The following is a 22,955-nucleotide window of genomic DNA, read 5'->3' on the forward strand; positions in this document are numbered from 1 at the left end:
GCACTCGCCCCCCCATCCTGCCCACACTGCAACGCTCAGCGCCCCCCTTCAGCAGGCCATCCAAACCAGCCACAACTGAAAACCTGAACGACTAAACACACGGTTATTCAAACCCGACTACTCAATATCAAGGCAACGCCACAGACTCCTGCACCCGCGAGACGCGAGGCAATGGCGCAGCGACACGCCAGATGGCTCGACGGCGCAGCGCGGTGAGCAATTTCAAACCGTGAGGCCAATCCCCAAAGCCGCTCTCTGTGTTGATATGTCCCGCACCGGAGAGAACCTCGAAACGACTTCCCCACGCCGACGCGAACTGCCGGGCGCGGTCCAACCGGCAGTACGGATCATCATCGCTGGCGACAACAACAGATTGGAATGGCAGCGAATGCAGCGGCACCGGCCCAAATGCCCGTAGGCAATCCGGCGCACTGTGGCGTTCAACATCAGCCGGCGCCACCAACAAAGCACCCGCGACCTTGGCTCGCAATGGAACCGGCAGGCTCACGGATGCCAGGCATCCCAGGCTATGGGCGATCAGCAGCACAGGACACGCCGCACGGTCCACGTAGGCAGCCACCGTCGCATGCCAGACCGCCGGATCGGGATTGTCCCAATCAGGCGGCTGCACGCGCTGCGCATGTGGTAAACAATGCGCCCAGCGCGTCTGCCAATGGCCGGGGCCGGAATCTTTCCAGCCCGGAACGATAATCGGTTGGAATCTCATGGCGGATATGATGCCGCGCAGCCTTATGATGGCAAACGAATAAATTGTCTTTTGTATATATGCGGATTTGCATATAGCGCCGACTGCCATCGTCTATCGGGCTCAGTATCCAATTTTGCCGGCACGGTAGTGCGGGCGCGAAGTGACTGCAGACCGACCATTCGCGTTGATACGGGATTTCCCTGCCCTGCGCAAGGCCATTTACGCCCCCGTTTTCACCTCAAACCGGTGCTTGTTTCAGGTATGCTTGCCCTGCACCGAGCGGGTGCATAGACACGATCAGCCCCCGCCCGAATACGAAATATGAAGCCAAGGAGATCCCTCATGAAACAAACATTCCGCCTCAGCCCGGTACTGGCTGCGCTGGGCATCGCGGCAGGCCTCACGGTATCTGCTGGCGTACAGGCAGAGAGCATCAAAATTGGCGTTGTCGGTCCGACCACGGGCCCCGTGACCCAATACGGCGCCATGGTGCGCGAGGGGGTCGATACGGCCGTCGAGATGATCAACGCTGCCGGCGGCGTGGATGGCAAAAAATTGGAAACCGTCGTCATCGACGATGGCTGCGAGCCCAAGCAAGGGCCGGTCGCAGCCAACCGCGTCGTCAATGACGAAATCGGTTTTGTCGTTGGCCACGTCTGCTCGGGCGCCACGATCGCGGCGGCCGACGTCTACAACAATGAGGGCGTGGTGATGGTGACGCCCTCGGCCACGGCCCCTGCCCTGACCGACGGCAAAGGCTACGAGTTCATTTTCCGCACCATAGGCCGCGACGACCAACAAGGCCCCGCCGCAGCGAAATTCATTCTGAATACGCTCAAACCCAAAACCGTCGCGGTTTTGCACGACAAACAATCCTATGGCCAGGGTATCGCCACCGCCGTTAAAAACGATCTGGAAAAAGCCGGCACAAAAGTCGCGGTCTTCGAGGGTATCAACGCGGGCGACAGCGACTATTCTGCCGTCATCACCAAACTGAAATCCAATAATGTGGATTTCGTCTATTACGGTGGTTATCACCCCGAAATGGGCTTGTTGCTGCGCCAGGCCGCCGAACAAGGCGTCAAGGCCAAATTCATGGGCCCCGAGGGTGTCGGCAATCCGGACATCAACGCCATTGCCGGACCTGCTGCCGAAGGCATGTTGCTGACCTTGCCCGCCGATTTCACGCAAAACCCGGCCAACGCCGATATCGTCAAAGCGTTCGAAAGCAAAAAGCGCAACGCCAGTGGCGCATTCCAATTGACCGCCTACGCCGCCACTCAGGTCATTGCCGACGGCATCAAGGGCGCGGGCAGCACCGATCCGACCAAGGTCGCTCAGTACCTGCACGCCAATACCTTCGAAACTCCCATCGGCAAAACGTCATGGAACAAACAAGGCGATCTGAACGAATTCGAATTCCAGGTCTTTACCTGGCACAAGGACGGCAGCAAGACCGCCTATAAGTAATATCGCTCGGTCGCCGTCGGGTAACTCAAGCGTTCATTAGTATCAAAAACCCGGATATCCGGGTCACACAAACGGGGCTCCGAAAGCCCCGTTTTGCTTTATTTCCGTACAATTTCCCCAGTCTTGACAATTATTTTCAAAGTTTCGTGTAGAAACCACACCACGAAACAAGAAATGTCTAACCGGCCATGAACTATAATTAGCCGCTGGTTTAGTTACATAATTTTCATTTAATTAATAACAAATGCAGCAATTACCGGCTAGATAGCAGAGAGGATTTTCGCGTATTTCCCGAGAAATAGCTCTTTTCGTGTACACGATGCCGACGATAAGCGGGCCAATTGTATCTATATTTTTCCGTATATCGTCTTACGATCTTGCAGACACAATATAAACAGTAAAATTTGCGAACTCGAACTCTACGGATACTCCCTTCATAATGGCCGAGCCTCTTTTTTATGGCACAGGTATCAGTATGTCAGCGGTTTGCCCTGCCTTGAGAAGCAGCGGGCACGCCGTCTTCCACATCATCGCAGATAGTCTGGCTTTACCCGTCGGATAATCGGCGCGGCTTGGGCGACTACTGGCAGGCGCAGCCAGTATGTCCAGTGCCTCGTGGGCTGGTGTAATCGGTTGTGCGGCTACTGGTTGCCAGCAGAACAAAATCAAAAGGCTCTCAAGAGCTGTTGTTGAAGGAATTTCATTCATGGCAAAACGTGTTGCCGTCGTAGGGCTCTCGTTCCGGTTTCCGCAAACGGATACCGAGCGATATTGGAATGACCTGATGGCCGGACGCGATCTGGTCACCCAAGTTGACGCCAGCCGTTGGCAGCAAGACGCCTATCTGCATCCCGCCAAGGACCACCCCGGCACTGCCTACACCTTCTCTGCTGGATCCCTGGGGGATATTTCCGGTTTTGACGCGCACTTTTTTGGCATCTCGCCGCGCGAAGCTTCTCTGATGGACCCGCAGCAACGCATGTTGCTGGAATTGTGCTGGGAAGCCATCGAAAGCGCTGGCATACCACCCTCGCGCATGCGCGGCAGCGACTGCGGGGTCTATATCGGCATCGCCAGCGCCGATTATTCATATCGCCTTTCCGACGACATGGGGGCCGTCGACGCATCGATGGCCACGGGCAACACGTCCAGTATCGCGGCCAACCGCCTGTCGTACCTGTTCGATCTGCACGGCCCCAGCATGGCCGTGGACACCGCATGCTCGTCGGCGCTGGTCGCCGTGCACCAGGCCTGCCGCGCCATCATGACCGGCGAAACCACGCAGGCCATCGCGGGCGGCATCAGCTTGCATTTGCACCCCTATGGCTTCATCACGTTTTCCAAGGCCTCGATGTTGTCGCCCGAAGGGCGCTGCAAGGTTTTCGATGCCTCGGGTGACGGCTACGTCCGATCCGAGGGTGGCGGCCTGTTTTTGCTGAAAGATTACGACCAGGCTGTCGCCGACCGCAATCACATCCTGGCCGTCATTGCGGGCAGCGCCGTCAACACCGACGGCCGCAAATCGGGCCTGACCGTGCCCAACGCCAATGCTCAGATTTCGCTGATGCAGCAGGTGTACGAACGCGCGGGCATCGACATCGCCGACATTGACTATCTGGAGGCTCACGGCACAGGCACCGCCGTGGGCGACCCGATCGAGACGCGCGCCATCGGCGCGGCGCTGGGTCAGCCTCGCGGCACGGGCAAACCCCTGACCATCGGCTCGGTCAAGAGCAACCTGGGCCACCTCGAGGCCGCCTCGGGCGTGGCCGGCCTGGTCAAGGCCATCTACAGCCTGCAACATCGCGTCGTGCCCGCCACCATCGGCATCAAGACGCTGAACCCGGCCATCGAGTTCGACAACTGGAATATTTCGGTTGCCACGGAGAACTACGCCCTGCCCGCCAGCGGCACGCTGACCATCGGCGTGAACTCGTTCGGTTTTGGCGGCGCCAACGCCCACGTCATTCTGCAAAGCGCGCCTGAAGCCGATAACGATCCGGCCGACAAGCTGGCCAACACCGCAGCCGTGCCCGTGATCGTGTCCGGCAAAACGCCCGAGGCGCTCAAGGCCGCGGCTCGCGACCTGGCAGGCGTGCTGCAGAGCCAGCCCGGACGCGCGCTGTATGACGTGGCCTACCACGCCGCCATGCGCCGCGAATGGCATGCCGAGCGTGCTGTCGTCTACGGCACCGACAGCGAACAAGTCGCGCAGGCCTTGAGCCAGTTTGCCGAGGGCGACGCCCCTCGGTACAGCGTGGCATCCGGCAGCGCCGTGCCCGACGCCCAAGGCGCAGTGTTCGTCTATTCCGGTAACGGGTCGCAGTGGGACGGCATGGGCCGCCAACTGCTGGCCGATCCGGTCTTTGCCGAAGCGGTCCACGAAATCGATACGCTGTTCGCCCCCCTGGCGGGTTATCGCCTGGGTGACGAGCTCGCACGCACCGACAGCGCCAATCAATATGCACGCACCGAGGTCGCGCAGCCGGCCTTGTTCGCGATCCAGGTAGGCATCACCCGCATGCTCGCGCAGCGCGGCATCCTGCCGACCGGCGTCATCGGCCATAGCGTCGGCGAAGTCGCTGCCGCATGGGCCTGCGGCGCGTTGACCCTGGCCGACGCGGTTCAGGTCATATTCCATCGCAGCCGGCTGCAAGGCAGCACCAAGGGCCACGGCTGCATGACTGCCGTCGGGATAGACGGAGGCGCTGCCCTCGCCCTGTTGACCGAGCTGCAGCTCACCAACGCCGTATGTGTGGCGGGCTACAACAGCGCACGCGGCGCCACGCTGGCTGGCGATCCGGCTGCCTTGGCGGCCGTCGAGGCTGCTCTGGCCGAGCGCAAGGTTTTCTACAAGCGCCTGGACCTGGACTACGCATTTCACAGCGCTGCCATGGACCCCATCCAGGCCGACCTGCAGCAGGCCCTGGCCGGCTTGACACCCAAGGCCGGCCACACGCCCTTCTATTCATCCGTAGACGGCAAGCTGCTGGACGGCAAGAAACTCGGCGCAGACTATTGGTGGCGCAACGTCCGTGAACCGGTACGTTTTCACCAGGCCATCGACGCCCTGGTCGAGCGAGGCGACAACGTCTACATCGAAGTCGGCCCGCATCCGGTGCTGCGCTCATACGTCAACGATGGCCTGAACAGCGCCGAACGCAAAGGCCGTGTCCTGTTGACCGCCAGCCGCGGCAATGACGATCCCGCCCGCATTCACGACACCGCTGGCCAGGCCATCCTGAGCGGCGCGCAAATCGACTGGCAGGACCTGTTCCCCTGGGAAGGCCGCCACGTCATCATGCCCGCCTACCCCTGGCAACGCGAGCGCTACTGGCACCCGGCCACCGCCGACTCGCTCGGCCAGTTGCAGCGCGCCAAGGTCCATCCCCTGCTGGGATATCCGCTCAGCCAGCACGAAGGCATCTGGGAAAACCAGCTCGATACGAGGCTGTATTCCTGGCTGGCCGACCACATCGTAGGCGACGCGACGGTATTCCCGGGCAGCGGATTTGCCGAGATTGCCCTGGCCGCAGCACAGCAATGGCAACCGGCGCCCTGGCTGGAAATCGAAGAGCTCGAGATCCGCGCCCCGCTGCTGCTGGCCCCCTCGCCGTCCAAACGTACCCGCGTGACGGTCGATACCTCCGACGGCAGCTTGCGGATCCAAGCAAAAGACGTGGGCAGCCCCGAACCCTGGACCCTGCATGCCACGGCCCGGGTGCTGCGTGAGGCCAGCGACGCCCTGATTACCGGTGCCCCTGTGCGCGCGCTGGAACGTCCATACGACTTCAATACCGACAGTCATGCGCTGCTGACTCGTGCAGTAGGACTCGATTACGGCGACGCCTTCCGCGCCGTACATCACGGCTGGAAAGAATCCGACGATACCGTACTGGCTGTGTTGCAGCCTGCCGCGGTCCTGCAAGACCAGTTGTCACGCAGCCTGTTGCATCCGGCGCTGCTTGACTGCACGTTCCAGTTGATCATCCAACTGTTGCGCGATGACCCGGCCATGGGCCAAGGCGTCGCCTTCGTGCCCGCCAAAATCGGACGCATGGCCGTACGCTCAGAGACAGACGTGCCGCATTTCGTGCGCGCCCGCCTCTTGCGCCGCGCCCCGCATTCGCTGACGGCCGAATTCGACATCTACAACGCCGAGGGCGAACAAATCGCCGCCGTGCGCGAAGCCCGATTCAAGAGCATCCGTCTCTCGAAAGCGACCGGCGACACGCTGGATTTCGTCGACGACGCGGGCGTGCCTCGTCCGCATGTCCTGGATCCACGCAGCCGCATCAGTGCGCTGGATGCAGGCGCAGCCTCCGACGCCTGGGCGAGCGTGGCGGCCGGTGCCGCTCAGGACCAGACACATACGCGTTACGCTCACGAAATCGAGCCTTTGCTCGATAGCCTGTGCGACCATTTCTTTGTCCGGGCGCTGACGGCATTGGCGCCCAACGGCCACCATCTGTACAACGATGCTGTCGAACGTTGCCGCCAGGCTTCGCCCGACTCCGCTGCCTTGCTGGACCATCTGTTGGCGCGGGCTACCGATACAGGACTGCTGGAGCGCTCACCGTCGGGCTGGGGCATCCCTGTCCAGGAAGACAACGCCCCCGATGTCATCGACATCTGGAACAGCCTGCTGCGCGAATACCCCGATTATGCGCACATCGTGCACGCCGTCGGCCGTGTCGGCCTGCATCTGGGCCGGCTCTTGCAGGGTCAAGTCACATTGGACAGCGTCTGCCCCGCTGACGCCTCGCCCAGCGCGCTGACGCATCAGATCCTGGGCACCGAGGCTCGCGAACGCATCGGCGCCGCCTTGCAGACCTTGCTGACCCAGGCGCAAGGCCAACTGCCAGCCGGTGCCCGGTTGAACGTACTGGAAATCAGCGCCTACGCGCCGGCTTTTGCGGTGCACTGCTGCACCACGCTGGATTTCGACGTGGCGGACTACCGCTACGTGTCCACCCAGCAATCCGCCGTCGACAACGCGCAACGTCTGCTCGATGCGTATCCTGACGCCTCGTGCGGCCTGATCGAGGGCGCGCCGCAAGCCAACGAGTCCGGTTATTACGACCTGATCGTGCTGCATGCCGATGCCAGCAGCCCCGACGACGCCCTGCGGTCGTTGGAATATGCCCGTGCGCATTTGAAGACCGGCGGCACCTTGTTGCTGCTTGGCCATCATCCCGTTGCGTGGCTGGATTTCGTGGCAGGTGCGCAAGCCACATGGTGGACGCCGGCGGACGCCGAGGGACTGCAAGCCTCATGCCAGTATCCCGCCCGCCTGTGGCAGGACATGCTGACACAGCAGGGCTATACCTGCGGCCCGGTCCTGGAATTCGTGTCCGAGTCCTTGTCGGGTCCGTATCTGCTGAGCGCCGTTGCCACAACAGCATCCGCCGTCGCCCAGCCTGCGGCTGCCGCAGCGCAAACTGCTTCCCAACCCGAACAGCCGGGCTGGCTGGTGCTCATCGGATCCCGAGACACCGACGCCACGCTGGCCCAGGCCATCACCACGGCCCTGAATGCGGCAGGCCATCGCACGCTGATCCAACGCGAGGTGGATGACGCCCATCTGGACGCGCTGCTGGCGCAAGCCACCAGCCAGTTGGGCACCATCCACGGCGTCATCCATCTGGACGGTCTGATTCCGAGCGCGGCCAGCCACACCACGGAGCTGCAAACCCAAGTCCGCCGTTGTGCTCTGGCCGCCTCTATCGCCCAGGCGCTCGAACGCAGTAATAGCAAAGCCACCCTCTGGCTCATCACCGTCGGCGCCGCGCAGCATCTGGCCACGCCCGACGCCGCCTCCACGGGCCTGAACGACACGACGCTGTGGGGCTATGGCCGCACGATGATGAACGAGGCGGCCAACTACGGCGTACGCCTGCTGGATTTGCCGCATGCCGAGCCCACTGAGGTGTTGATCGACGCCCTGGTGCGCGAGCTATGCCACCCTGATGCCGAGCAAGAGGCCGCCCTGACGGCCAATGGCGAGCGTTACGCGCCCCGCCTGCATACTCTGCCCCGCCCATCCAATGCCGCTGCGCTGGATCACACCGCCGACCAGATCAGCCTGGGCTTTGAGTTCCCAGGGCAACTGCGCAACCTGCGCTGGCAGGCCGGCCCGGCGGCCGAACTGGCCGACGACCAGCTGGAAATCGAAGTCCACGCCACAGGCCTGAATTTCCGCGACGTGATGTACGCGCTGGGCCTGCTGTCGGACGAAGCCATCGAAAACGGCTTTGCCGGCCCCACCCTCGGCCTGGAATTCGCAGGCACCGTGCGACGCGTGGGCCCGCAGGCCGAAGGCGGCTATCAACCCGGAGACGCCGTCGTAGGCTTTGGCCCGGCCAGCTTCTCCAACCGCGTCTTTACGAAGGCCAGCGCCATCGCCCACATCCCCGAAGGCATCTCCTTCGAGGCGGCGGCGACGATTCCCAGTACTTTCTTTACCGTCTACTACGCGCTGCACCATCTGGCTCAGCTCGAAGAAGGCGAAAAGGTCCTGATCCATGGCGCGGCAGGCGGCGTCGGCATTGCCGCCATCCAGTTTGCGCAAGCCCGCGGCGCCGAGATCTACGCCACCGCCGGCTCTGAAGAAAAACGCGACTTCCTGCGCCTGATGGGCGTGCAGCACATCTACGACTCGCGTTCGCTGGCCTATGCCGACGACATCCTGGCTGATACCCAGGGCCAAGGCGTAGACGTGGTCCTGAACTCCCTGGCCGGCGAAGCCGTCAACCGCAACCTGCGTGTCCTGAAACCCTTTGGCCGGTTCCTCGAACTGGGCAAACGCGATTTCTACGAAAACACCCGCATCGGCCTGCGCCCATTCCGCAACAACATCAGCTACTTCGGCATCGACGCCGACCAACTGATGCACGAGCGCCCCGCCCTGACCCGCCGCCTGTTCGGCGAAATGATGGCGCTCTTTGCCCAGGGCGTGCTGCATCCTCTGCCCTATCAGGAATTCGACGCCAACGACATTGTCGACGCCTTCCGCTACATGCAGCAGGCGCGCCAGATCGGCAAAATCGTCATCACGTACCGCAACGGTATCCGCCACACGCACACGGCCGCCGCGACGACCGATGCCGCCGCACTGACCCTGCCCGAACAGGCCACCTACCTGATCACTGGCGGTCTCAGCGGCTTTGGCCTGCGCACCGCGCAATGGCTGGCCGACAAAGGCGCGCGTCATCTGGCGCTGGTCAGCCGCAGCGGCCCTGCGTCCGAGACGGCACAACAAGCCATCGCCGAGCTGCAAGCTCGCGGCGTCACCGTCCATGCCGCGCCTTGCGACGTCACCGATGCACAGGCCGTCAACGATCTGGTCGCGCATATCCAGGGCACCATGCCGCCACTGAAAGGCATTGTGCACGCCGCCATGGTCATCGACGACGGCCTCATCCGCAACGCGACCGCCGAACAAATCGAGCGTGTGCTGGCCCCCAAAGTCCTGGGCGGGCAGCATCTGGATGCCGCCACACAGGACCTGACGCTGGATTTCTTTGTCATGTTCTCGTCGGGCACCACGCTGTTCGGCAACCCGGGGCAAGCCAACTACGTTGCCGCCAACATGTGGCTGGAGGGCCTGGCCCGCCAGCGCCGCGCCCAAGGCCGTCCGGCCACCTGCGTACGCTGGGGCGCCATCGACGACGTCGGTTACCTGGCGCGCAACAAGAAAATCAAGGATGCCTTGCAGAGCCGCATGGGTGGCGCAGCACTGGCCTCCGACGCAGCGCTGCACGCGTTGGAAGACATGCTGCTGGCCAACGCCAGCGGCCTGGGCGTCCTGGAACTGGACTGGCGCGCCCTGCGGCGGTTCCTGCCCAGCGCCAATACGCCTAAATTCAGCGTCCTGGCCCGCCGCAGCAGCGACAGCGGCGACGACGACGGCGACGCCCGCGACATCTCGCATCTGCTGGCCACCATGGACGACGCTGCCTTGCATCCGGTATTCGTCGAGATGCTCAAGACCGAAGTCAGCGAAATCCTGCGCGTATCTGCCGACAAGATCGATCCCGACGTCTCGGTCTACGACATGGGTCTCGACTCCCTCATGGGCGTCGAGCTGGTCGTCGCGCTGGAAAACCGGTTTGGCATCCGCCTGCCGGTCATGGCGCTCAACGAAAGCCCCACCTTGTCCAAGCTGGCTGGCCGCTTGATCCAACTGCTGCGCGGCGAGGGCGACCATGCCGAACAGGACACGGTATTGGCCCAAGTCGAGCAGGTGGTCTCACAACACACCGACGAAGTCCCGGCCGAAGCCATGGCCAAATTCGCCGATGAACTAAAATCAGGGAACATCAACAGCAAACGCATGATCCACTGACCGTGAGCCTCACTAAAAAAGGCCTGCCCGGCCTATCAGCCAGCATCAAAGACAAGCTGATCCAGCAAGCCCTGGAACGCAAGCTGCGCCAAGCCGGGCAAGAGCCGCCGTCGCGGACGCTATTCCAATCGTCCGCGCGCAAAAACGCCATTCCCGAAGAGTTCTATCGATTCGATCTGCACCCGGGATACCGTCAGCTGCAAATCATGAACGAAGGCGCCGCCCGCATGGGCGTGCGCAGCCCATTTTTCAAGCTGCACGAAGGCACCGCCGGGGCCGACACCCAGATTGGCGGCAAGTCCTACATCAACTACGCCAGCTACAACTACCTCGGCATGTCCGGCGACCCGGTGGTCCAGGCTGCCGCACGCCAGGCCATGGAGCGCTACGGCACCTCCGTATCCGCCAGCCGGCTGGTGTCGGGCGAACGCCCCGTCCATCGAGAGCTCGAGCGGGCCCTCGCCGATATCTACGAGGTCGACGAGGCCGTCGCATTCGTCAGCGGCCACGCGACCAATGTATCCACGATCGGATATCTGTTCGGACCGCGCGACCTGATCCTGCACGACGAGTTCATCCACAACAGCATCCTGCAGGGCGCGCAGCTGTCGGGCGCACGCCGCCTGTCCTTTCCCCATAACGACTGGGCAGCGCTGGACGACATCCTGACCCAGCAACGCCATCAGTTCGAACGCGTCCTCATCGTGCTCGAAGGCATCTACAGCATGGACGGCGACTACCCCGACCTGCCCCGCTTCGTCGAGATCAAACGCCGCCATAAAGCCTTTTTGATGGTGGACGAGGCGCATTCGCTAGGTGTCATGGGCAAACGCGGCTACGGCATTCGCGAACACTTTGGCCTGGCCGGCAAAGACGTAGACATCTGGATGGGCACGCTCAGCAAAACGCTGGCAGGCTGCGGCGGCTACATTGCGGGCGAACATGCCCTCATCGAACACCTGAAATTCCTGGCGCCGGGTTTTCTATACAGCGTGGGCATGCCCCCCAGCGTCGCCGCCGCGTCGCTGGCCGCGTTGCGCCGCATGCAAGACCTGCCAGAACGCGTCGCCACGATGCAGGCGCGTGGCCGTTATTTCCTCGAAACCGCACAGGCCGCCGGCATCGACACCGGCAGCAGTACAGGTTATGCGGTGGTGCCTGCCATCACCGCCAGTTCGTTAAAAGCCGCGCGCCTATCCGCATCGCTATTCGAACAAGGCATCAACGTACAGCCCATCCTGTATCCCGCCGTACCTGAAAAATCCGCGCGCTTGCGATTCTTTATCTCGTGCCTGCATACCGAAGCACAATTGACGCGTACGGTTGCGGCGTTGAGTGCGTTGTTGCAGAACGGGCATTAACGCTGACCGTCATGGCCGCGGCACGTCAGTCGCAGCCCTGAATCAACTGCGAATCCAGCAAAGCCTCGCGCGCCATGTCTGCAATGCTTTCCGATATACGTATGTCGCCGATGAGCGGGAACGACGCATAAATAGCCAGTGGCGGCACCGGCCGGTCAACCGTCAGGATATCGATGCTGTCATCGGCCAACTCGCGCTCCAGGATGGCTCGCGGCAAAATAGCGACTGCCGTGCCGGACACGACCAGACGCACCATGACTGCCAATGAATTGCACGAATTGATCCGTGGAGGCGAAACGCGTGCGCCAGCGAACCACGACATATTCAGTGCATGCAACGCAGACGGCGCCGGCACCGTCAGCACGGGCATGCGGGCAATATCGGCCGCTGTCAGAGGCGCAGTCTGGTTGACCTTTCCCTTTGCCGCGACCCAGCACATTTCAGAATCACCCAACAACACATCGCGGATATGCGGGTGAGCGCCGGGATCGGTGGAAATGGCGAAATCCAATCCCCCCGCACACAACCTGCCACGCAAAATAGAGCCGACATCGACGCTCAGCTCCACCTGCAACGACGGATAGCGCTCGCTGAGTGCGGCGAGAAAAGCCCCTAATCCAGACAGCGCAGCGGACTCATTCGTGCCCAAGCGCAGCAGGCCGCGCATAGGCACGACGTCCTCGGTCAACACATCGTCGGCGAGCTTGAGCAGCTGCGTCGCCTTATTCAGAAACGATGCGCCTTTGGGCGTGAGGGCCGCGCCCTTTGCGTCGCGCTCGAAAAGCCGGTAGCCCACGACGCTTTCGAGTTCGTGAATACGCGTAGATACCGTCGGCTGCGTCAAATGCAGATGCCGGGAGGCTGCATGGAAACTCTTTAGCCGGGCAACCCAGTAAAAAGTTTCTATCTGGGTTAGGGAAATCATCATGATAGAAATTGACCGCAGCCCACATAGGATTTTTGATTACCCACGCACCTGGCATGCCATATAGGATGGAAGTGGCAGTGACATAAAAGTGTACCAAAGCGGTCACAACATAGATTCCGGGGAAAAAAGCATGCTTCCAAAGCGTATCGGTATTCTCATTCCGTCGACCAACACATCCGTCGAAGCCGATTTTCAGCGGCTGCTATCTGATGCAGTAACCGTGCACAGCGAACGTTTGTACATTCCTGACGGCACCATGACCGAGACATCGCTGGACCTGATGAATCGGGATCTGCAGGAAAAAGCCGCGCTGCTGGCCACTGCAAAGATAGACGTCATCGCCTACGCTTGCACCTCAGGCAGCTTTTATCGCGGCGCAGATTGGGACGAGCAGGTCACGAACACCATCGAGCAACGCACCGGCATCCCGTGCGTGACTACCAGCACTGCGGTATCAAAAGCGTTCCAGTCGTTGAACGTGCGCTCCATCTCGGTCATGACCCCCTACCCCGATTGGACCAACCAGAAACTCGCCGAGTACTACATCGCACATGGCATGGACGTCAAAGGCGTCCACGGCGATGCGCGTGCTGCCGCAAACGGTCATCGTGCCATCAACGATCAAGATCCCGCGGAAATCGCGCAGTTTGCGCTCGAACATTTCGACGGCGGCGCCCAGGCCTTGTTTTGCTCGTGCACCGCTTGGCGGTCGCTGGAATGCATACAGACGCTAGAGGCCTCATTGAACGTGCCCGTCGTTACGTCAAACCAGGCCACGATATGGGCCGCTTTACACGCCATCGACAGTCTCGAACAGGCAACGCCGACAGGCCGTTTATTCTCGGAGCATCCCGTCCAATGACTTCCACCGATACGCAATCTCAACTGCCGCCATGGGCCGCCACACCAGCAGGTGTACGCTCGCAAGCACGCCAGGGCTTGTTCAACGGCAACACCAGCGGCATGGCGCCGGGCTATGGCCAGAGCAATCTGGTGATTCTGCCCAAAAGCTGGGCCGAGGATTTCTATGGTTACTGCCAAGCCAACCCCACGCCCTGCCCCTTGATCGGGATGACTCAACCCGGTGATCCCGCTGTGCCCATGCTGGGCACTGACATCGATCTCAGAACCGACCTGCCGCGCTACCGCGTCTGGCGCGATGGACAGCTCGTGGATGAAATCGATGATGTGTCCTCCTTGTGGCAAGACGATTTCGTGGGCTTTGTGCTGGGATGCTCCTTGTCATTTGAGTACGCCCTGGAACAAGCAGGCCTGCGCGTCAGGCATGTGGACGAAGGCAAAATCGTCCCGATGTATCACAGTTCGATCCAGACCAGGCGCGTCGGCGCATTCCATGGGCCTATGGTGGTATCGATGCGGCCTTATACGCCTGAAGAGGCCCGAATCGCATACGAGGTTTGCGCCCGCCTGCCCGGCGCACATGGCGCGCCCATACATATGGGCAATCCCGCCGAGATCGGCATCGCCGATGTCCATCACCCCGACGAAGGCGAGCCCACTGACATCCTGCCCGGCGAAGTCCCCGTATTCTGGGGCTGCGGCGTCACGCCACAGGCTGCTGCGCTACTCGCCAAACCCCCGATCCTGATTACTCACGCCCCAGGGCACATGCTGATCGGCGATGTCCCGGTCGAACATTTACGTTTGATCTAGATTGCACACGGGCCCCTGGGCTCCTGCTGTTATTCACCTAGTTCCGCCGCCGCGCCTTGCGCACGCGGTCACACAACAGAGGGCTGACAACATGAAGCAGATCCATAAACAACTTCTTTCCGCCGTAGCGGTGCTGGTCACCGCAGTCGCTGCCACAACCGTGCGCGCACAGACCGATACCAAGGCAGAACTGCTTTCTCTTGCACAGGAAATGAAGCCCTTTTCCATGCGCGTGCTGGGACCGCCTGTAGGCACGGCGGAATGGGTATTCGTCGTCAAGCCCTTCTGGAGCGAAACCGTCAAGGAGCTGGGCGCTGGCAAAGTCACCGCAACACTTAACAGCGTCACCGACATCAACGCCCAACCATCAGATGCCCTGCAACTCATTTCTCAGGGCACTTTCGACATGGCCAACATGGTAGCCAACTATGGTTCGGGCGATGTGCCGACCCTGGACGGCTTCGATCTGGCCGGAGTAGCCACCTCAGTAGACACCATCAAGAAGGTCCTGGCCGCCTACGAGCCAGCTGCCGAAGCTGCGCTGCAAAAGCGCTACCGCCTCAATCTGCTGGGTGCAGGCATGTCCGGCGCGCAGACCTTTTTCTGCAGGGGCGACATCAAAACCATTGACGACCTGAAAGGCAAAAAAGTGCGCGTCAGCTCGAGCACACTATCCGAGCTGGTACAAGGCCTGGGCGCCGCGCCTGTCACGATGGCTTTCGGCGAACTGGTCCCAGCGCTGCAGCGCGGTGTCATCGATTGCGTGATCACGGGCACCATGTCCGGCAATACCGCAAAGCTCTACGAAGTCTCCGACACCATGTTCACGCTGATCGCAGGCTGGGCCCCCACCATCCAGGTCATCAACACCAAGAGCCTGGCCAAACTGGACGAGACCCAACGCGCATGGCTGACCAAAGCGATAGATTATTACTACCGCAACATCAGCGACACCATCCAGGCCAAGAACGTACAGGAAGGCATCTGGTGCAACACCGCCGACAAACGCTGCACGATGATCGGTAAAGCCGGCGTCACGCCGGGCAATATGAAACTAGTCGAACCCAGCAAAGAAGACCTGGCCAAAGTACGCGAAGTCGTTCAGCAGAAAGTACTGCCCCAATATGGCAAGGCATGCGGCAAAGACTGCGCCACGGCCTGGAACGACACCGTCGGCAAGGTCGTCGACATGACGATTCCCGCACCGTAATCCAACCTACACGCTGCCCGCCAGTCCCTGAGGTACGCGGGACAGGCGGGCAGCACGGGAGAAAACATGTCCTATCTCACCAGTGCCCGAATGCTGTTCGAGCGCCTGTCTTGCATGGCAGCCTTGGCTGGACTCTACGTCCTGTTCGCCACGACGCTGTTAGTCAGCGCCGACGTCTTGGTTCGCAAAGTATTTGGCGTCGCCTTCGTCGGCGCCGACGAGCTTGGCGGCTATGCACTTGCCCTGGCTACCAGTTGGGCCTTGTCATACGCTTTTTTCCAAGGCAGCCACATACGAGTGAATGTTCTGCACATGACGCTGCCGCCACGCGCCAAAGCCTGGCTTGACGTATTGGCCGTGCTGACGACAGTCGTCTTGATCGGCATCCTGACATGGCAGATATGGGTTCTTGCGTTCGACTCATGGACGTTTGATGCAGTATCAAACACACCGTTGCGCGTACCTATGTGGATACCTCAATTCATTTTCCTGGCTGGCGTTCTGCTCTTTCTGATTTCCGCGGTACTGGTACTGCTGGAGAGCCTCGGCCTCGCCCTGCAAGGCAAGTATGAAGAAACCATCGCACTCGTAGAAGAGGACGAGCAGGCTGGGGAGTACACACTATGACGATCGGCATTGCCTTCATCGTGGGCGCATTCATTCTTTTCCTTGCGGGCCTGCCCATTTTTTCAGTCATCGGCCTGGGCGCGCTCGCTGTCGGGCTGATCTCTCCGGCCCCCATCGTAGATTCACTCGGCATGACAGCCTGGGCCCAGTCGCAAAACTATGTGCTGATCTCGGTGCCCTTATTCATCATGCTGGGCGAGATCTTCGTGCGCAGCGGGATTGCCGGTGAAATGTACGATGCCGTCGCGCCATGGCTGAACAGGATGCCGGGTCGATTGATGCAAACCAATGTCGCCACCAGCGCCATCTTTGCTGCGACCTCGGGTTCCAGCCTCGCCACCGCTGCCACCATCGGCTCGATCGCCGTCCCCCAGATCAAACTGCATGGCTATAACGAGCGGCTGTTTCTGGGCAGCATTGCTGCAGGCGGCACGCTGGGGATCCTGATTCCGCCCTCCATCAACCTGATCGTCTACGGCAGCATTACCAACACCTCCATTCCCGAGCTCTATCTGGCCGGCATTGTGCCGGGCCTGATCCTGACTGCACTGTTCATGCTGGTGACAACCATCCTGTGCATCCTACGCCCGGAATGGAGCGGCAAGCCGATCGAGACCGACTGGAACATGCGCATTGCCACGCTGCCCAAACTGCTGCCGCCTCTGGGATTGTTTCTGGTCGTGGTGGGCTCCATTTATGCAGGCATTGCCACGCCGACCGAGGCCGCTGCGCTCGGTGTCATTGCGACCGTCGTTCTGGCACTCGTCAGGGGCCGCATGTCTTTCAGCATTCTGAACTCCGCGCTATTTGCCACGGCGAAGACCAATGCCATTCTGATGATCATCATCATCTTTGCCGCCTTGCTGAATTTTGCGCTGGGCATGATCGGTTTTTCGCGCCTGCTCGAGAGCTTTGTGCTCGACCTGAATCTCAGCACCTATGCGCTGGTCCTGCTGGTCGTGCTCATCTACCTGATCCTGGGCTGCTTTCTGGAGGGCCTGTCGCTGACGGTCCTGACCGTACCCGTACTCGCCCCCATCATGGCCAAACTGGGCTTTGATCCCGTCTGGTTCGGCATCATGGTGATCCTCGTCACCGAGGCCGGCCTCATCACGCCGCCCGTCGGCATGAACTGCTACGTCGTACAGGCAACGCGCGGACGCGGCTCGCTCATGGACGTGTTCATCGGCGTGTCGCCCTATTTGCTCGCACTGCTGACCTTGGTCGGAATCATCATCGTCTGGCCCGAAGTCGCTCTCTGGTATCGCTAGACCGCCGCCTTATCAAAGCTCAGCCGAACCGAACATCGGCTCCCATACCTGAATCTGGAGACTGTTCTCATGTACCTGTTGAAATCGCTTCCCGAACCCATCGCCGCCGAACGTATTGACCTGCTCAGCCGCGCCGAGCCAGCCACGATCGGCCATTTTCTGCACACGGGTTTCATGGATAGCGGCATCCGCGCCATGCTGCCGCCCAAACGTATTGCCGGCACTGCCGTGACCGTGCGCTACCCCGGCCCCGATGGCGCGATGGCGCATTACGCCGTGGGTCAGGCCCGTCCAGGCGATATTCTGGTCATCGACCGCTGCGGCGATCAGCGCCACGCCAGCCTCGGCGGCGCACTGGCCTACGCCGCTCGCGCAGCCGGGGTCGCAGGCATCATCGTGGACGGCGTCGTCACCGATATCGAGGAATTGCGACGCTATGGCCTGCCGGTCTGGTCGCGGGGACTCACCACCATTACCGTAAAAACGTTGGGCATAGGCGGAGAATTCTGCATCCCCGTGTCCTGCGGCGGCGTAGCCGTATCCCCCGGGGACGCCATACTGGCCGACGAAAACGGTGTGCTCGTCCTGCGGCCCGAGCTGATCGAATATGCCGCCAACAAAGCCATCGGATTGCAAACCGCGGAAAAACAAACCTTGCAACGGGTAGACGCCGGCGAGAAATACCCTGATATTCTCGGTACCTCGGCAATCATCGCACAACACTTGGCGCAGCATTGAACAGGGAAACCGTGCAATGTCATTACCCAATCCGTTCACGACCGTCACCGAACTCTCTGCCCAGCTCGAGGCAGGCACGCTATCATCCGCAACCCTGGTAGAGCACTATCTGCAGCGCATCGCAGACCAGGACGACCGCCTGCACGCGTTTGTCGATACCTATGCGCAAGAAGCCCTACAGCTCGCACAAAGCGCAGACCTCGCCCGCCAGGCGGGCAGTGCCCTCGGTCCATTGCACGGCATTCCCATCGCCCTCAAAGACCTGATCGAGATCGAAGGACGTATCACCATGGGAGGCTGCGCCGCCAACCGGGATCGCCGCAGCCCTGTCACGGCGGCCCTCGTGCACCGCCTTCGGCAACAAGGGATGATCATCCTGGGCAAAACGCACACCGTCGAGTTTGCCACTGGCGGATGGGGTACCAACACTCGCCTGGGGACACCACTGAACCCCTGGGATCTGGACGTGCCGCGCACGCCCGGCGGATCGAGCAGCGGCTCGGGTGTGGCCGTCGCGGCGGGCCTGGCGCCGTGGGCCATCGGCACCGACACAGGCGGATCCGTGCGACTGCCCGCCTCCTGGTGCAATCTGACCGCCCTGAAAGTCTGCACCGGACGCATCAGTACCGAGGGCGTACTGCCGCTGAGCACCACACTGGACACCCCGGGCCCCATGACTCGTACAGTGGGCGATGCACGCCTGCTCTACCACGCGTTACGAGAGCACGACGATTGCGGCCGCGCCAGCAGCCCCCACCATGCACAACGTATCGTGCAGGCACGACGGCACAACGGCCTGAAAGGACTGCGCCTGGCCCGCCTGCCAGACAGCGAGCGCGCCGTTGCAACGGCAGAAGTCCTGGCCGCCTATGATGCCTCTCTCGAGGTGTTGCGCGCAGCCGGTGCCGACATCGTGGACATCACACTGCCCTATGGCTTTGCCGAAGTTGCCGAGTTCAATAGCCTGATCATGAATGCCGAGGGCTATAGTTTCTACGCCGAACTCGTCGACGATCCCTCTCAACCCCTGGACGAGGACGTGCGCCCCCGTTTGCTGAAAGGCAGCACTGTGCGCGCCGCAGATTATCTGAATGCACTACGGCGCCGGCAAGCCATGCAGCGCGAACTCGAACCCATTTTCGAGCAGGTCGATGCCCTGCTGACCCCTACCACTGCCACCGCGCCATTGCCGCTGACGGGAGTCGACCAGAACTCCACCCCCGCCTATTACACGCGGTTTGCCAACTTCTTCAATCTAGCGGCCTTGGCTGTACCGAACGGCGCTACACAACACGGTCTGCCGCTGTCACTGCAGATCATCGGCCGTCCTTACAGCGAAGAAAGCATCCTCGACATCGGCGAAATCTATCAATCCCGTACACAGTGGCATCTGCGCACGCCAACGTTGCCCCAATGACCGCACATGACCCGTCCTGCCGCTAAACCGATCTGCTCCAGGCAAGGCGAATACGCCATCCTGTGCGACCTCGGCATTCCCACCTCATCTACCGCGGACCTCACCGTGCAGCAGAAAGTCTGGGGCATGTCCGCCTGCCTATCGGCTCGCGAAGACGTGCTCGAAGTCGTGCCCGGCATGAACAACCTGCTGGTGATTTTCCGCAGCATCCAGCACGACTTCGATGCCTGCCAGGCTTTCATCCACGACGCTTGGGAAACGGCCGGGGCCAGCGCAGCCCCCGGCCGTCAGATTATCGTGCCGGTGGTATACGGCGGACAGGATGGAGAAGATCTCGGCCTCGTGGCGCGTCACTCTGGATTGACGACCCGAGACTATATCGACCTGCATGCGCAGGGTACCTATGTCGTCTATGCCTTGGGCAGCCAACCGGGATTCGCTTATCTAGGCGGCCTGGACCCCCGCCTGGCCGTGCCACGACGCGACGTACCCAGGCCTCGTGTGGAGGCCGGATCCGTCATCGTAGGCGGCAGCCAAGCTGCCATCCTTTCCCGCACCACACCGTGTGGTTGGCACATCATCGGCAAGACGGCGCTCAACTGCTTTGATCATACGCAGGAGCGTCCCGCCCTGTTCACGCCCGGGGATACCGTATGCTTTGAAATCCAGGAGGTCCTGCCATGATTGAAATCAATCAGGCCGGCTTCTATACATCGGTGCAAGACCTGGGCCGCAAATCCTGGCGCCATCTCGGCGTCGGCTTGAGCGGCGCCATGGATCCCGTGGCGTTGTCAGTCGCGAATCTGATGCTGGGCAATGCCATTGACGCAGCGGGCCTGGAGATCACGATGGGCCATGCATGCGTGACCTTTCACACCGACACTGAAATCGCGCTATCAGGCGCCACCGTCGAGGCTACCCTCGACGGTCGGTCATTACCCAACTGGTGGGCGCTGAGCGTGCGGGCCGGTCAGCAATTGAGATTGGGTGCAGTCAACGCCGGCGTGCGCAGCTATCTGGCGTTTCGCGGCGGATTGGCGGTGCCCTCCGTAATGGGGTCTGCCTCCACCGATCTGAAAGGCGGATATGGCGGGATGCAAGGCCGTGCGCTCAAGAACGGCGACATGCTGGACCTCTGCCCCATGCCGGCCCTCACGCGCCGCAATACGGGCTTTGGCTTGCCGGTCATGCAACGCGCGCCCTACGCGCACCAGGGAGACCGTGCGGACCAGACCACCCCGGACGGCGAGACCGTCGTTCCGCTGGTGCATATTCTGCCGGCAGCGCAATGGCCGGACCTGACCCCAGCCGCACAGCAGCAATTAGTGAACGCCACCTGGCAAGTTTCCCCCCAAAGCAACCGCGTCGGCTGCCGGTTGGAAGGCCCCACCTTGCCAATGCAGAGACGGCATGAAATGCGCTCCCATGGCATCATGCCTGGCGTAGTGCAGTTGCCTCCCGCAGGCCTGCCCATCGTCCAACTCTGCGATGGCAACACCAGCGGCGGCTATCCCGTCATCGCCACCGTGATCGAGGCAGACTTGCACATGTTCGCGCAACTGCGCCCCGGCACGCCCGTGCGGTTTGCCCTCTGCGATATCGCCTATGCTGCGGCGATCACCACCCGCCATCAGAAATTCCTGGACGACATCGCGCTGCGTTGCGAGTTGACGCGCCGACGCTTTCACTGAAACCCATTATGAAAACCATCGACATCAATTCCGACCTGGGCGAAGGCTATGGCGACTATGCCAAGGCCGACGACGCTGCGATTCTGGGCCTCATCACATCGGCTAACGTCGCCTGCGGCTTTCATGCTGGCGACTACATGACGATGCATCAGACGGCAGTGCTGGCAAACAAGAACGGCGTCCGCATAGGCGCCCATGTCGGCTATCCAGACATCCAGGGCTTTGGACGCCGCCATATCGCCTATACCCCCAAGGAACTCGAGCTGATGACCATCTATCAGCTCGGTGCGCTGCGCGCCATCGCAGAACACGCTGGATCCCGGCTCACCCATGCCAATTTTCACGGGGCGCTGGGCAATCTGTCTTTTGTCGACGAGGACGTTTCCCTTGCCACATTGAGCGCGGTAAAGGCCTTTGACCCGACGCTCAAATTCGTCGCCCTGCCCCACACCGCTGCATACCGGGTGGCGCAGAAACTGGGCATCGACATCGTCGCATCATTCCTGGCCGACCGTGCCTACACGCCCGACGGCGTCCTCGTCAGCCGCAAAACGCCAGGCGCAGTGATCCATGATCCGGCCGTGATCCGCGAACGGGTGCAACGCGTATTGCAGGACGGCAAAGTCCGCGCCATCGACGGAACGGAGCTCGACATGCCTGTAGACTCCATCCTCGTGCACAGCGACACACCGGACTCTATCGAAATCGCCCGCACCATACGCCAAGCTGCGCAGGATATTGGCTATCCGATCGCGGCTTTTGCCTGACTACGAGCGTCACAAATGGCTCGCTGCATGACCGAATCTTCTGTCACGCGCGCAGCAATGCCCGCACAGCCACATCAGGAACGCTCGCTACGATCTTCAAAAGCGCAACAGCAGGGCCCGTCGGATTGCGATGGCCTTGTTCCCAGTTTTGCAGTGTACGAACGCTGACCTGAATTGCCTTGGCGAACTCGGCCTGAGACAAATGGGTTTTCTCACGCGTCGCCTTTACATCGATCACATCGACCTTGAACACGCGCGACGGCTTCATCGCGCCTTTACGAATGGCAGCCGCCTGCTTCAGACTGGTTTGCAAATCGTCAAATACAGCGTTGTCCTTCTTCATTTTTACAGCTCCTTGACTAATTCGCGCAGCACTGCAATTTCGCCGGAGGTCAAATTAGCCTGCTTAGACTTTGGGTAGGCGGCCAACATATAGATTTGGTGGGCTTCACTAATCCAGTAATAAATAACTCGGATTCCACCGCTCTTGCCCACGCCTTGCCGCCCATAACGCAGTTTCCGTATGCCGCCCCCGCCGCGGATCAGGTCTCCCTTCTCGGGATTCTCGATGAGCAAACTCTGTAGCCCGGCGTATTCCTCATCTGACAACAACGCGGTAATCAACCTCGTGAAAACTGGGGTTTCGATAAATTCCATTTAATTATATACGTCAATGACGTATATTCCAATCCACATCAAGTTAGACCTATCGGCCGCCGATTTCTTTACTATCGACCTAACCCTC

General features: G+C 61.1%; 17 protein-coding genes. 13 read left to right on the forward strand and 4 right to left on the reverse strand.

Features of this window, described 5'->3' with window-relative positions:
* Positions 1-127 precede the first annotated feature (127 nt).
* Positions 128-727: an RBBP9/YdeN family alpha/beta hydrolase gene (locus CAL20_RS12950; RefSeq protein WP_094838382.1), complete on the reverse strand. Its 600-nt coding sequence runs from the start codon at positions 725-727 to the stop codon at positions 128-130.
* A gap of 324 nt (positions 728-1,051) precedes the next feature.
* Between CAL20_RS12950 and CAL20_RS12955 the strand changes: the two genes are divergently transcribed.
* The 3 genes from CAL20_RS12955 to CAL20_RS12965 all read left to right on the forward strand — a co-directional run bounded on the left by CAL20_RS12955 (position 1,052) and on the right by CAL20_RS12965 (position 11,887).
* Entirely contained in the window at positions 1,052-2,179 is a 1,128-nt protein-coding gene (locus tag CAL20_RS12955; protein ID WP_094838050.1) for a branched-chain amino acid ABC transporter substrate-binding protein, read from the forward strand.
* A 706-nt stretch (positions 2,180-2,885) separates the two neighbouring features.
* Positions 2,886-10,526 carry a type I polyketide synthase gene (locus CAL20_RS12960; RefSeq protein WP_094838051.1) on the forward strand — a complete coding sequence of 2,547 codons (7,641 nt, stop codon included), beginning with the start codon at positions 2,886-2,888 and terminating at the stop codon, positions 10,524-10,526.
* A gap of 2 nt (positions 10,527-10,528) precedes the next feature.
* Positions 10,529-11,887: an aminotransferase class I/II-fold pyridoxal phosphate-dependent enzyme gene (locus CAL20_RS12965; protein ID WP_094821556.1), complete on the forward strand. Its 1,359-nt coding sequence runs from the start codon at positions 10,529-10,531 to the stop codon at positions 11,885-11,887.
* Positions 11,888-11,912: 25 nt separating this feature from the next.
* Here the strand turns inward: CAL20_RS12965 and CAL20_RS12970 are convergent, their stop codons facing one another.
* Entirely contained in the window at positions 11,913-12,815 is a 903-nt protein-coding gene (locus tag CAL20_RS12970; RefSeq protein WP_094821557.1) for a LysR family transcriptional regulator, read from the reverse strand.
* A gap of 130 nt (positions 12,816-12,945) precedes the next feature.
* Between CAL20_RS12970 and CAL20_RS12975 the strand changes: the two genes are divergently transcribed.
* The 10 genes from CAL20_RS12975 to CAL20_RS13020 all read left to right on the forward strand — a co-directional run bounded on the left by CAL20_RS12975 (position 12,946) and on the right by CAL20_RS13020 (position 22,210).
* On the forward strand, positions 12,946-13,677 hold the full coding sequence (locus CAL20_RS12975) for a maleate cis-trans isomerase family protein (protein WP_094838052.1): 732 nt from the start codon (positions 12,946-12,948) through the stop codon (positions 13,675-13,677).
* Positions 13,674-14,489, forward strand: coding sequence for a putative hydro-lyase (locus CAL20_RS12980; protein ID WP_094838053.1), 816 nt, complete (start codon positions 13,674-13,676; stop codon positions 14,487-14,489). Before CAL20_RS12975 ends, CAL20_RS12980 begins: the two co-directional genes overlap by 4 nt.
* 91 nt (positions 14,490-14,580) lie before the next feature.
* Positions 14,581-15,699: a TRAP transporter substrate-binding protein DctP gene (gene dctP, locus CAL20_RS12985; RefSeq protein WP_094838054.1), complete on the forward strand. Its 1,119-nt coding sequence runs from the start codon at positions 14,581-14,583 to the stop codon at positions 15,697-15,699.
* Between the two features lie 66 nt (positions 15,700-15,765).
* Positions 15,766-16,326 (forward strand): TRAP transporter small permease subunit, encoded by a 561-nt coding sequence (locus CAL20_RS12990; RefSeq protein WP_094838055.1) that lies wholly within the window; start codon positions 15,766-15,768, stop codon positions 16,324-16,326.
* Positions 16,323-17,597 (forward strand): TRAP transporter large permease, encoded by a 1,275-nt coding sequence (locus CAL20_RS12995; RefSeq protein ID WP_094838056.1) that lies wholly within the window; start codon positions 16,323-16,325, stop codon positions 17,595-17,597. Before CAL20_RS12990 ends, CAL20_RS12995 begins: the two co-directional genes overlap by 4 nt.
* A gap of 69 nt (positions 17,598-17,666) precedes the next feature.
* Positions 17,667-18,335: an RraA family protein gene (locus CAL20_RS13000; protein WP_094838057.1), complete on the forward strand. Its 669-nt coding sequence runs from the start codon at positions 17,667-17,669 to the stop codon at positions 18,333-18,335.
* 16 nt (positions 18,336-18,351) lie between these two features.
* Entirely contained in the window at positions 18,352-19,752 is a 1,401-nt protein-coding gene (locus CAL20_RS13005) for an amidase (RefSeq protein WP_094838058.1), read from the forward strand.
* A gap of 6 nt (positions 19,753-19,758) precedes the next feature.
* Positions 19,759-20,436: a 5-oxoprolinase subunit PxpB gene (gene pxpB / locus CAL20_RS13010; RefSeq protein ID WP_094838059.1), complete on the forward strand. Its 678-nt coding sequence runs from the start codon at positions 19,759-19,761 to the stop codon at positions 20,434-20,436.
* Positions 20,433-21,443 carry a biotin-dependent carboxyltransferase family protein gene (locus CAL20_RS13015; protein WP_094838060.1) on the forward strand — a complete coding sequence of 337 codons (1,011 nt, stop codon included), beginning with the start codon at positions 20,433-20,435 and terminating at the stop codon, positions 21,441-21,443. The genes pxpB and CAL20_RS13015 overlap by 4 nt, the downstream gene beginning before the upstream one ends.
* Before the next feature lie 8 nt (positions 21,444-21,451).
* Positions 21,452-22,210: a LamB/YcsF family protein gene (locus CAL20_RS13020; RefSeq protein ID WP_094821567.1), complete on the forward strand. Its 759-nt coding sequence runs from the start codon at positions 21,452-21,454 to the stop codon at positions 22,208-22,210.
* 43 nt (positions 22,211-22,253) lie between these two features.
* Here CAL20_RS13020 and nadS read toward each other — a convergent pair whose 3' ends face one another.
* Together nadS and CAL20_RS13030 are read right to left on the reverse strand one after the other, a co-directional pair.
* Positions 22,254-22,553: a NadS family protein gene (gene nadS, locus CAL20_RS13025; protein WP_094821568.1), complete on the reverse strand. Its 300-nt coding sequence runs from the start codon at positions 22,551-22,553 to the stop codon at positions 22,254-22,256.
* Positions 22,554-22,555: 2 nt separating this feature from the next.
* Positions 22,556-22,867, reverse strand: coding sequence for a type II toxin-antitoxin system RelE/ParE family toxin (locus CAL20_RS13030; protein ID WP_094821569.1), 312 nt, complete (start codon positions 22,865-22,867; stop codon positions 22,556-22,558).
* Between the last annotated feature and the right edge of the window lie 88 nt (positions 22,868-22,955).

It is taken from the genome of Bordetella genomosp. 4 (genome assembly GCF_002261185.1).
GTDB lineage: Bacteria > Pseudomonadota > Gammaproteobacteria > Burkholderiales > Burkholderiaceae_B > Bordetella_A.